7 protein-coding genes are annotated in these 12,289 nt (G+C 43.4%); 2 read left to right on the top strand and 5 right to left on the bottom strand.

Annotated elements, in window-relative coordinates:
- Nucleotides 1–400 precede the first annotated feature (400 nt).
- The 4 genes from BWD42_RS03535 to BWD42_RS03520 all read right to left on the bottom strand — a co-directional run bounded on the left by BWD42_RS03535 (nucleotide 401) and on the right by BWD42_RS03520 (nucleotide 8,600).
- A complete protein-coding gene (locus BWD42_RS03535) occupies nucleotides 401–2,431 on the bottom strand; it encodes a heavy metal translocating P-type ATPase (protein WP_077433181.1) in 2,031 nt (676 codons plus the stop codon).
- Between the two features lie 37 nt (nucleotides 2,432–2,468).
- On the bottom strand, nucleotides 2,469–3,779 hold the full coding sequence (locus BWD42_RS03530) for an efflux RND transporter periplasmic adaptor subunit (protein ID WP_077433179.1): 1,311 nt from the start codon (nucleotides 3,777–3,779) through the stop codon (nucleotides 2,469–2,471).
- A gap of 7 nt (nucleotides 3,780–3,786) precedes the next feature.
- Nucleotides 3,787–8,118, bottom strand: a complete 4,332-nt coding sequence (locus BWD42_RS03525; RefSeq protein WP_077433177.1) for a CusA/CzcA family heavy metal efflux RND transporter — start codon at nucleotides 8,116–8,118, stop codon at nucleotides 3,787–3,789.
- Between the two features lie 152 nt (nucleotides 8,119–8,270).
- Nucleotides 8,271–8,600 carry a DUF6660 family protein gene (locus BWD42_RS03520; RefSeq protein WP_077433175.1) on the bottom strand — a complete coding sequence of 110 codons (330 nt, stop codon included), beginning with the start codon at nucleotides 8,598–8,600 and terminating at the stop codon, nucleotides 8,271–8,273.
- A 498-nt stretch (nucleotides 8,601–9,098) separates the two neighbouring features.
- On the opposite strand from BWD42_RS03520, the gene BWD42_RS03515 reads away from it, so the two are divergent.
- Both BWD42_RS03515 and BWD42_RS24600 read left to right on the top strand, forming a co-directional pair.
- Nucleotides 9,099–10,709: a fimbrillin family protein gene (locus BWD42_RS03515; protein WP_077433173.1), complete on the top strand. Its 1,611-nt coding sequence runs from the start codon at nucleotides 9,099–9,101 to the stop codon at nucleotides 10,707–10,709.
- A 52-nt stretch (nucleotides 10,710–10,761) separates the two neighbouring features.
- Nucleotides 10,762–10,929, top strand: coding sequence for a hypothetical protein (locus BWD42_RS24600; RefSeq protein WP_175991943.1), 168 nt, complete (start codon nucleotides 10,762–10,764; stop codon nucleotides 10,927–10,929).
- 88 nt (nucleotides 10,930–11,017) lie between these two features.
- On the opposite strand, the gene BWD42_RS03510 is transcribed toward BWD42_RS24600, so the two are convergent.
- The gene (locus tag BWD42_RS03510; RefSeq protein ID WP_077433171.1) at nucleotides 11,018–12,187 is read right to left on the bottom strand and encodes an alpha-hydroxy acid oxidase; all 1,170 of its coding nucleotides are present in this window, start codon (nucleotides 12,185–12,187) and stop codon (nucleotides 11,018–11,020) included.
- Nucleotides 12,188–12,289: the final 102 nt, after the last annotated feature.

Raw genomic sequence — 12,289 nt, 5'->3', positions numbered from 1 at the left:
AAAATAATTCATTTTCTTATATTTAATAGCTATACAAAATCTAAAAAAAATAATACATTTTAAAGAATTAAACAAACATTATTATAGCTTTTAGGAACAGAGTCCGAGTCTTTTCGCTTATTCGACTTATAGTTGGCCCTTCTTTTGGACTTAATATGCCTTTATTCGCCCCTCAGTCGATATGCGAGCATAGTCAATACATCGTCACACCACCATGAAACCGTGTTAGACTCGGACTCACCACGGATGCATGTTGGACACAGAACGAAGCAGGTACGACGCAAGGCAGACGGAGGTTCGACGAAATCCCATGCGATACCCGAACCCAGCTAAGACATCAGAAGCCTACCCTTCCAGCATTTCAGCCCGAAGGGTAAGCACATCTTTAACGAAAATTAATTTAGAACTTCATCTTCTGAATGCGAATCGCGTTGAGTATGGCAATAAGTGAAACACCAACATCTGCAAACACAGCTTCCCACATGGTCGCCAGCCCTCCGGCGCCAAGGATTAGAACAACTCCCTTGACCACAAATGCCAACCCTATATTTTGGTAAACCACTTTTTTGGTCTGTTTACCAATATGAATCGCCATTGGTATCTTTGATGGTCTATCATCTTGGATAACTACATCTGCCGTTTCGATGGTTGCATCACTGCCTAGTCCCCCCATAGCTATACCCACATCACTCAAGGCCACGACAGGCGCGTCGTTGACGCCATCACCAACGAAAGCCACACTTTCACCAACAGAATTTATCTCCTTGACTTTATTTACCTTATCTTCCGGAAGAAGATCTCCAAAGGCTTTATCAATCCCCAATTCGTTTGCCACATACGCGACAACCGTACTCTTATCGCCACTGAGCATGGTTGCTTTCACTCCAAGTTTGTGCAAGAGTTGTATGGTCTGTGCAGCATCTTCTTTGATACTATCTGCAATGGTAATATATCCAACGAAGCGATTATCCCATGCAATGGCTATTGTGGTATAAACGATTGTATCCGGATCGATGGTATAGCTGATATTAAACTTGTCCAAAAGCTTAAAGTTACCAACCAAAAATACCTTGCCGTCCACATTACCCTTCAGTCCATGCCCTGGTATTTCTTCAACATCGGTCAGATTTATAGATTCATCGACCTCTCCCACATATTCCCTGATTGCTGTGGCTACAGGATGGCTGCTATGACTTTCGATTTTATTGACCAATCTAAGCATGGTTGCTTCCTCAAAACCTGGTTCCAAACGAACTTCCTGCACCTTGAAAACCCCTTCGGTCATTGTTCCGGTTTTATCCATGACTACATTCTGTATCGCTGCCATCGCATCCAGAAAATTACTTCCTTTGAACAGAATACCGTTTCTACTCGCCGCACCGATACCACCAAAATAGCCCAATGGGATCGAGATGACCAAGGCACATGGACAGGAAATCACGAGAAACACAAGCGCGCGATAAAGCCAATCGCTAAATACGTATTGCCCGACAAAAAAGTAAGGTAGCAGACAGATCGCTATCGCCAAAAGAACCACAATCGGCGTATAGATTTTTGCAAATTTCCGGATAAAGAGTTCCGTAGGCGCCTTCTGCGAGGTCGCATTTTGTACAAGCTCAAGGATTTTGCTCAATTTACTGTCCTGGTATGCTGTTGTCACCTTTACCAGACTCACGGTATTCATGTTGATCATTCCGGCCAGCACAACTTCACCTTTGGTCTTTGTGTCAGGTTTACTTTCTCCCGTCAACGCCGCCGTATTGAAGGAAGCGGTATCGGAGATAAGTTCCCCGTCCAAGCCCAACTTCTCCCCGGGCTTCAGTTGGATGACATCACCGATTGCTGCAGCATCAGCTTTGATGACCCTGCTACTACTTCCCTCAACGATCGTCACCTCATCTGGACGCTGATCCAGAAGCGCTTTAATATTACTTTTGGCACGACTGACCGCCAATGTCTGAAACACCTCACCTACCGCATAGAAAAGCATTACGGCAACTGCCTCGGGATATTCTCGAATTGCAAAGGCTCCAATGGTGGCGATACTCATCAATAAGAATTCAGAGAATATTTCCCCTTTTCCAATACTTTTCAATGCATCTTTAATCACGGGCAGACCAACAGGAATATAGGCCAGCACATACCAGGCAATCCGGATCCACCCTCTAAACCATTCCTGCGCTATCCAATTGTCGAATGCAATGGCTGCAATCAGCAGGACAAATGAGATTATTGCTGGCAGAAACAGCTGCAATGTACTCCCTCCTGCCACTGAATGATCATGACCGTCATCATCACTGTGACTGTGTGCCTGATCCTGTGCAGCTGCGCCCTGTATTAAACGTTGGGCGCCTGCCTGATTATATATTTTTTCCGTCTGTGTACAACAAAGTTGTTTACCTTGTGCATCATAAATATGTTTGTGTTCCATAGCTTATCATGATTACTTTGTTAACAAATGCGACTACTTAATGTTCATGCCCTCCTGTATTGCTCATCTTGGCATTGATAAAAAATGCCCCTTTCACAACGATTCTGGTCTGCGCAGGAATTTCCTGTACTGGTGTAATTGCTGTATATCCCAATGCGGAGACACCTTTTTGAATTTCAATTTTCTCAAAATTCACATTCTTACCCTGTTCAGTGGCATGTTTAGCCGCTTCTGATTCATTTTTATGTTCGTGCTTAGTCTCACCCTCATCATGCGCATGTCCATGATCATCGTGTCCTTCTTCATGCTCTTCGACCTGCTTACTTGTTTCTACGAAAATGTAGAACTTACCATCCGCTTCCACAATCGCGTCATTTGGAACGGCCGGAGTGGTCACATTATTGATTCCGATCATCCCGGTAATATTCATACCGTCTATCAGACCAACCTTGCTACCGATCACAGTACTATGAACAGCAATTGTTTTACTATCATTTTCAAAAGACGATCCTATCGTAAATACTTTAGCTGAATAAGTTTTATCAGGGTTGTTTGTCAGCTGAAAATTTATAATCTGCCCAATTTTGATCATAGGAAGATCCTTTTCAAAAACCTGAAGATCAAGGTGCAATAGACTATTATCTATAATCTCAATAACCGGCGATGAAACATCCACATAACTACCTATTTTGGCAAAGACATTACTCACAGTACCGTTAATAGGACTTGTCACCACAAGTGAAGACCGCAAATTGGAAAGGCTCACAGTGTTGGGATTGATGCCCATCAGTTGGATCTGCTGCTGCAGCGATGCTTTTCTGGCGCGAAGGCTATTGAAATCAGCCGTCGCGGACTGCAAGTTTTTCCTTGCTCCGGCGTTGCCCTCATTGAGCTCTTGCTGTCTTGCCATCTCCTGTTCTGCAAGCGTAATTTTACTCGCCAGCGCAACATATTCTTCCTGAAGCTGAATAAATTGTGGATTCGTAATGGTTGCTATGACCTGGCCTTTGCGCACGATGTCACCTAGTTGTACATTTAAAGTCTTAATTACGCCACCATACAAGGTTGTTGCATTGGCTTTATTGTTATTGGGAACACTCAGAAGACCATTGGCTTTGATCGTCGCTGTCAGCTCCTTTTCCTCAATCGTTCCGAAAGCAATACCTACAGCCTTTATCTGTTGTTCACTCAAGGCTGCTACGGTCACTGGCCCTTCCTCATGGCTTTCTTCGGCAGCACCTTTCCCTTCCTCCTTCTTGGCATCGCCAGCACCTTTTGAATCTGACCCGCAGCTATATAAAACTGTTGTAATCGCTAGTGCAAAAAATATTTTTATGATAACTCTCATTGTTGACTTATTTATTATTAAAGTAATTGTATTGGATTGCTGATTGATTATATTGATTGAGCACATCTAAATAGTTCTGTCTGATCCCGATCGCCTGACTCAAGAACTGGCTCATCTCCGCAAAACTTATTTCACCGGTTCTGTAACCAAGGCTTGCGGCTTTGATGATGGCGTCAGCTTGCTTGAGGCCCGCGGATTCATAGAACTGCAATAACGCCGCATTTTTTTCAATATCAGCCAATGCATTCACCTTATTCGTCTGAAAAACTTGTGTATCATATTCCAGTTGTCTTTGTTGCGCCTCCATTTCCGCGTTTGCAGCCTTTACCTTGCTTTTATAAGCACCCAGGCCAAATACAGGAAATGACGCCGATACCGAGAATCCTGTAAAAGGATCTTTTGCGCCCCAAAGGCGCTGCGAAAAGAATCTGCCCGAAAATTCAGGCTTATTTGTATTTTTCTGTACCGCAATATTGGAGGATGCAATATTGACATTCTGTTGTTGCAAAGCTAAAACAGGATGTGAAGCATCAACCGATGGATTTTGTACATCCACGTCCATTTTTATCTTTTCCAGCGATTGCTCTACAGGCAATATCCATTCATTGCGGTTCAGGAGCATCATCAATTGCTGCTGCTGAACCAACATATTCTGCTTGTTTTGAACCAATTGAGCCTGCAGTTCCCGTAATTTCGCCTCCGCGGCAATTTTATCCAATGCTGCGACATCTCCGGTTTTGAAACGTAATTCGGTCGCCTTAAACATCGCCGAGTAGATACTGTCCAGCTCCACATAGAGCTTCTGTCTATCTTGAAGATACCAGAGCTGATAATATGCCGTGCGTACATCTTTCTTGATATTGGCGTTGAGCACTGCGGTATTCAGATTGGCATATTTTAGCTGCTGCTTAAAATATTCCTTACGCGCCGAATAGAGTCCCGGCCAAGCAATGCTTTGCGTGATACCGATTTTCATGATCCCTGTCTTGTCGCTGGGTCGGTAATCTTCATTCTCCACAAAAACACCTGTCTTTGGGATTTCATTGGCGGTCTTGACATTATAAGTCGCTCCGGTTATTTCAGCCGCATTGACCTGAAACTGGCGATTGCTCTTCAATGCCATGCCGATTGCGTTGTCAATCCCGATGCGTTCTTGTGAAAACGCCTTAAATCCAGTGGCAGAAAATAGGAAAACCAATATGGTCGTAATAGTTTTACCCGCATTTCCTTTTTTCATATTCAGTTTTGAGTTAAAAATAATATAAAGTAAAGGCAGTACGAACAAGGTCAGGAAGGTTGCGGTCACCAGTCCACCGATCACAACTGTGGCCAGCGGTTTTTGAACTTCTGCACCAGCACTCGTACTGATTGCCATGGGGAGAAAACCCAGCGACGCTACCGTAGCAGTCATCAGCACAGGGCGCAACCTGGTCAGTGTTCCCTCCTTTACACGCTGAAAAATATCATCCATACCCCCCTTCTTCAATTGATTGAAAGTCCCGATCAATACGATCCCATTTAGTACAGCAACACCAAAGAGGGCAATAAAACCGATTCCCGCGCTGATACTGAAGGGCATGCCACGGAGCATCAGGGCAAATACACCACCAATTGCGCTCATCGGAATTGCCGTAAAGATCAGTGTTGCTTGCTTAAAGGAATGGAATGTAAAATACAATAACATAAAGATGAGCAAGAGGGAAACAGGCACCGCAATCATCAGACGGGCACTCGCTTTCTGTAGGTTCTCAAACTGGCCACCATAAGTAAAATAATAACCCGAAGGCAATTTAACCTTGCTGGATAGCTGCTGCTGAATATCTTTGACCACGCTTTCCACATCTCTCCCTGCGACATTGAAGCCAATGACAATGCGTCGTTTACCCGCTTCTCTACTGATCTGTGCCGGACCGAGTTTATAATCAATGGCCGCTACCTGCGATAGTGGAATCTGAATACCAGTATCAGTCGGAATCATCAGATTGCGTACATCGTCTATACTATTGCGATGTGTCGTATCCAGACGAACAACTAAATCAAAACGGCGTTCATTTTCATAGATCTGTCCTGTGCTCTTACCTGCGAATGCTGTACTCACCACATCATTGACATCTTGAATGGTCAGACCATAATTGGCAATGCGCGTACGGTCATAGATGATATTGATCTGTGGCAATCCCGATACCCGTTCCACCTGCGGGGAAGTAGCCCCTTTAACGGACTGGATCTGTGCTGCAACAATATTAGCGTAGGATGCTAGAGAATCGATGTTCTCACCGAAAATCTTCACGGCGACATCCTGACGAATTCCGGTCATTAGCTCATTGAACCGCATCTGTATCGGCTGGTTCTTTTCAAAGAAAACACCAGGGATAACTTCCAATTTCTCCAGGATAGCAGCTCCGAGTTCATTATAACTGCAACCTGACTTCCATTCCTTTTGAGGTTTCAGTACCACCATCAAATCTGTCGCTTCGGGAGGCATAGGATCGGTAGGAACCTCCGCGGCTCCGGTTTTTCCCACCACCATTTTTACCTCATCAAACTCCTTAATAATCCGGGAAGCCTGCATGGAGGTTTCTATACTTTGCGAGAGCGAGCTCCCCTGTGGTAATATGCAGTGAAAAGCATAATCCCCTTCCTGTAATTGCGGGATAAACTCTCCACCCATATTTTTAAAGAAGAAAACAGCTATGGCCAAAAAAGCCAGCGTCAAGCTAACGATGATATATTTGAAACGAATGGCTTTCTGCAGTAAAGGCGCGTAGATCCGCTGAAGTTTTTCGATAAAACGATCGCTAAAGGTCTTCTTGTCATGATGCTTTTTGGGTAAAAACAGCGCACACATCATCGGAATATAGGTCAGTGAGAGAATTAGTGCACCAAAGATTGCAAAACCCACTGTTTGAGCCATCGGACGGAACATCTTTCCTTCCACGCCCACCAATGTCAGGATGGGAATATAAACAATCAGAATAATAATTTCACCAAATGCTGCACTGGTCCGGATTTTTGACGCAGATTCAAAGACCTCATGATCCATTTCCGACTGCGTCAGCCTTTCAGTAGACTTGCGTAAGCCAAGATGATGCAGCGTCGCTTCCACAATAATGACCGCGCCATCGACAATAAGACCAAAGTCTATTGCACCTAAACTCATTAAATTGGCACTCACACCAAAAACATTCATCAGCCCCAAAGCAAACAGCAGGGATAATGGAATGGCTGAGGCGACAATAAGACCGGCACGAAGGTTTCCCAAAAACAGCACCAATACAAATATAACGATCAGCGCTCCCTCGATTAGGTTCTTTTCAACAGTACCTATTGCGCGGCCAACAAGATCTGTCCGGTCCAGGTAAGGCTCGATCACGACATCATTAGGTAAGGATTTTTGGATCGTAGGCAGCTTCTCTTTTACACGCTTGACCACCTCATTGCTATTTTCCCCCTTCAGCATCATCACGACACCACCCACGGCATCCACTTCCCCGTTATATGTCAGCGCACCATACCGGACCGCATGTCCAAAACGCACGTCGGCTACATCTTTGACATAAATAGGTACAGCACCCGTCTTTTTGATCGCAATATTCTTCACATCCTCCAGTGAGGTTGCCAGCCCAATGCCGCGAATGAAGTATGCATTCGGTTTTTTGTCAATATAGGCACCTCCGGTATTCTGGTTATTCTTCTCCAGTGCGGTGAAAATTTCGGGGATAGTGATATCCATCGCTTTCAGACGGTTAGGGTCTACAGCGACCTCATATTGTTTTAATTCACCACCAAAGCTATTCACTTCGGCAATACCGGGCGTACCGTACAGCTGGCGGGCAACGATCCAGTCTTGCATGGTCCGTAGATCCTTTGCATTATACTTGCTTTCGCTTCCCTTTTTGGGGTGAATGATATATTGATAGACCTCTCCCAAACCTGTACTGACAGGAGCAAGTTCGGGCTTACCGATACCTTGGGGAATTTGGTCCACCGCTTCCTTTAACCGCTCGCTGATAAGCTGGCGGGCAAAGTAAATATCGACCTCTTCTTCAAAAACAACGGTAATAACCGAAAGTCCAAAACGTGAAATACTTCTGATTTCTTCGATCTTTGGCACCGTAGCGATCCGCTGCTCGATCGGGAATGTAACCAGTTGCTCTACTTCCTGACCGGCCAAGGTCGGACAGGAAGTAAAAATCTGTACCTGATTATTGGTAATATCCGGAACGGCGTCTATGGGCAGCTTTGTGGCACTCCAACCACCCCAAATAATAAGTAACAAGGTCATTAAACCAATAATGATCTTATTCTTGATGCTAAATTTGATAATACTATCTAACACAATATGCTTGATTTATGCTTAAATAATAGATATATATAGAATATCTCATTTCCCTGTAAACCCAAAGGTTACAGCCACACACCCGTCGCTAACATAAATTAGAAAAGCAGTATTTTCCAATAATATTTGCGTACGGTTATAAAAAGTTGAAATTAAGCATCTACCTTAGGCGGCTGCCAGATAGTTCCGAAGTAGTTAGATGAAATAGGTATATCGAGAACGGGCATACGATTATCAAAATAAATTGAAATCGGAATACCTTCGATTTTTGGTAACTGATATTCGAAGACTGTAATATTTCCGCTACAACAGTTACAATAGCAGAAAATAGAACAGCTATCGTTCGTGTCTTCAGTATGGTTATGGGGTTCGTTCAGCTGCGTTTCCATGGCTGTCACCTCGCTGCGAATATTCGCATCACTGCATGGAACAAAGGAAAGTCCCAAGATATAGGTGATCAATATGAAAACAATTACCCTCATTGTTATACAAATGTAGAAAAATAATTCAAAAATTTATTCTTTTATAATAAGGCCGCTACCATATTTACCCAGCCATATAAATAGTTTATAACTTTTCATACGAAAACTGTGCCATAGCATTCAGGCTTGCTCTCCTAGGAATCAATCCTGCTAGGTTCCCATCCGCTTATTTAATGTTAACCAAAAGGAAAATATTCCCCCAGTAGATTTATAAATAAAAAAATAAGCAATTAATTGCAAAATGCTAAAAATCAGCACTTAAAGAATAATGCTTGCTTGTAGAAGTTTCTCTACAAGAAAAATTACTTAGTGAAAATCATAATGATTAAACAGGATGTGATATCTATAATTGCAGCGGAAAATTTAATACTGATCAAAAAACATGATGAAAATAGGTTTTAATAATTATTAATGTCACGGACAAAAAAAGTAAAAATCAAAACGTACAAATCAATCAAAAACACTACAAAACCAAGTTAAATTAAAATGTCTACTTACATGAAAACGAAAAGTTATCGCAACCTTAGAAATGGACTCATAATGGGCTGTATGGTACTGGTTGCTTCAAGTATTTACTCTTGTAAAAAGAGTGGTGAAAACACAGCCTTGACTGATGAAACAATTGTCAAGATCAATCTCCAGGGAGTTGAGGCTTATGGTGCAGATGGTAGCAACAGCATTGGCCAGAAGCAGGGCTCTACAAAAGCTGCAGCCAACAATGCTTCTGAAATACAGGAGATGACTGTCCCCTTTGGCAATAGTTCTTCCATTGATGTTGTCTTGACAAGTAGCTCTGCTCCCGCGGTCAATAAGGGATTATCGGCCTCATCGGGTAAAGCAGCAACTTCAGCTCAGGTAACGGAGAAGAAGCTGGACAAGGATGTCAAATATAAAGTCGTTGTCTATGACAGCCAAGGCAATTATGTTACCGAAAAGACCTATAGCTATGGTGGAGAAGCTGCAGCAGAAGGGATTGCTCTTGATGCCGGAAAAACGTATACCTTTGTCGCTTATTCGACCAATAGCACGAGTACAGTACCGAACCTTAGCAACCAAAGCACTTTGTCATCGGCAAGCCTTAACAATATCAGTGGCGACCTCATGTATTTCGCGAACACGCTGCAAGTAAATAAAGGTGTCAACAACCTGAATGTCATCTTAAAGCACCGTTTCAGTCAAATCACAACAACAATGACCATGGATGCCAATATGACCGGGGCAATTACTAAGCTTGAAAATGCTGTATTTAACCCTAGTCATACTTCGGCCAACCTCAAACTGTCGGATGAAGCACTTACCTACAACGGTTTGAACGATGCTGGTGTAGCTGCACAATTTCCGGCTTTGGGTATCGGTTTACGTACAGTTGTCAGCACTCCTTCCCTGTTGATCCACCCTGCGACAAATGCGGGAACACTGAAATTGGGAACATTGACCATTGATGGTGAAACCAAATCAAATGTCAGCATCCCAAATGTAAAAATCAACCCAGGACAGAAGTATGACCTGCAGCTTAATTTCAAAACCTGTACACAAGATGTGACCACAAATGGACTAAACTGGAGCTACCCTGTCGCATACTCCAATGGGAAACCGGGAATCCGGATCGACGGTGTCTTCTATCCGAGCGGAACGACAATATCCAAAAGCTTTACCGCACCTGCAGCAGATTATGGATTTGTGTTTGACATTACCGAACTGGACAATGCCTTCAACATGGAGATAAACGGCGTAAAACTGGCAAAAAACGAAATTCAGTTTGAGGTTGGCGCATCCTCAGCACAAAACATCCAATTCCTTGACGGAAGTAAATATGCGGGTACAAATGTACAAACAGGCAGAAGAATTGACCAGATTTACAATATGCAGGGAACTGCTGCCAATCCATTGATCAAACTTGTGATCAGCAGAACCGGTAAAGTGACGATGTTCGGAAGCAAAACAAACGGCGGACCGCTTTATGAGCTTGTATTGGTCAATGGCAATTCCTTCAATACTTTCCCATGGGGAAACACACAGAGCAATACCGTAAAAGTCACTCAACTGGTTGATGGCCGTACAATCATTAAAGGTGTAGGCGCTGGAAAGAAGAAAATACCTTGCAACTAAGCACCTTTAGATCAAAATAAAGACAAGTTTATCACATACAATAATAAAGACTATGAAAAAGAAAATGGCCTATATCGCACCGGAGGTTAAGGCGCACCTGATCGAACTTGAGCAGGGCATCGCAGCCGGTTCAGCAAGCGCTAGACCCGAAGACTCCAACGGACAAGTCAGTGAACAATGGGATCTTGGCGACAATGACAGCAGAACGATAGACTGGTAACAAGCCCCACAACATCAGTATGCATAAAGCCGTATTAAGCACAACAATAGCTGTGTTTAATACGGCTTCATTTATTTTTATGGTTATATTATGCCAAGATTTTCTGTAAACGTTTTGGAAATTCTTCAATCTTTGAAATACTCAGCTGTTTCATTACCTGAAATAAGTGTGCTTTGAACATATTGATGGTATGTTCTCCCCCCGCGTTTCCTAAGGCGCCAACACCATACATAAATGGCCGCCCCATAAAGTTAAATTCAGATCCAACAGCATGCGCACGGGCCAGATCCACTCCGGAGCGGATACCACCATCCAACATAATCTTGATTTTGCTTTTATAATCTGGATTACCCGCTAGATGAATCAAGGAGTTAATGGATGATTCACTTGCATCAAGCTGTCTGCCGCCGTGGTTAGAGACGATAACCCCGTCTACCCCCAATGCAATGGCAGCCTGCATATCTTCATCGGTCGCAATTCCTTTCAATACCAAAGGCCCCTTCCATAGATCCCGGATAGCCCTGATCTTTTCAACATCCACTTTACCGGTGAATGTTCTGTTCATAAATTGCCCCAGCTGCGCCAGATCCAGGCCTTTGTCCATATAAGGCTTTAAAGTCGCAAAAGACGGAATACCATGTTTGAGGGTTTCAATACCCCAGGTAGGACAGGCAAATGTCTGTAAGATATTGGCGATGTTCATCTTTGGAGGCATGGACAGCCCACTTTTAATCTCTTTGTACCGAAGTCCAAAAGCCGGAACATCGACCAGGACAACAAGCACAGGACATTCCACTTCCTTCAGACGTCGTAGGATATCATCACGCAGCTTGTTCTCTGTCGGATGATAAAGCTGAAACCAGGCTTTACCCTGTGACACTTCGGCAATACGTTCGATACTACTGGTCGATACGGTACTCAAAATATATGGAATATCATGCGCTGCAGCAGCTTTTGCCAGAATTTCTGGTGCATTGGGCCACATCAGCCCTTGCAGACCAATAGGCGAAACCCCAAACGGAGCACTGTACTGGCGACCAAAGAGCTCTACAGACATATCAATCTCCCCGCTCGCCTGAAGGTACTGCGGCTTTAATAGAATGTTGTCAAAATCATTTTCATTTCGCGCAAGATTCAACTCTTCATTGCAACCGCCTATTAAATAGTCAAACGCAAATTTTGGAATTCTTTTCTTGGCTTGTTTTCTCAAGTCTTCAACAGCTGGAAATCGGGTATTGTATGTAAACTTCTGGCTCATGATTGATGTATTAATATTGGCAGCGATTTATCTGCGCGCCAAATATAGTATATAATTTGAAATTAGTTCATCATTTATCATTAATCTCCTCACTATTCCGTT

Origin of the sequence: Sphingobacterium sp. CZ-UAM, assembly GCF_002000245.1 — a bacterium.
Taxonomy (GTDB): domain Bacteria; phylum Bacteroidota; class Bacteroidia; order Sphingobacteriales; family Sphingobacteriaceae; genus Sphingobacterium.
Note: the sequence above shows the minus strand (reverse complement) of the source record. Positions and strands in the feature narration are given on the sequence as shown.

Coding starts and splice junctions, on each gene's coding strand:
- BWD42_RS03535 (WP_077433181.1), bottom strand. CDS start 2,431: ATGGAACACAAACATATTTATGATGCACAAGGTAAACAACTTTGTTGT.
- BWD42_RS03530 (WP_077433179.1), bottom strand. CDS start 3,779: ATGAGAGTTATCATAAAAATATTTTTTGCACTAGCGATTACAACAGTT.
- BWD42_RS03515 (WP_077433173.1), top strand. CDS start 9,099: ATGAAAACGAAAAGTTATCGCAACCTTAGAAATGGACTCATAATGGGC.
- BWD42_RS03520 (WP_077433175.1), bottom strand. CDS start 8,600: ATGAGGGTAATTGTTTTCATATTGATCACCTATATCTTGGGACTTTCC.
- BWD42_RS24600 (WP_175991943.1), top strand. CDS start 10,762: ATGAAAAAGAAAATGGCCTATATCGCACCGGAGGTTAAGGCGCACCTG.
- BWD42_RS03510 (WP_077433171.1), bottom strand. CDS start 12,187: ATGAGCCAGAAGTTTACATACAATACCCGATTTCCAGCTGTTGAAGAC.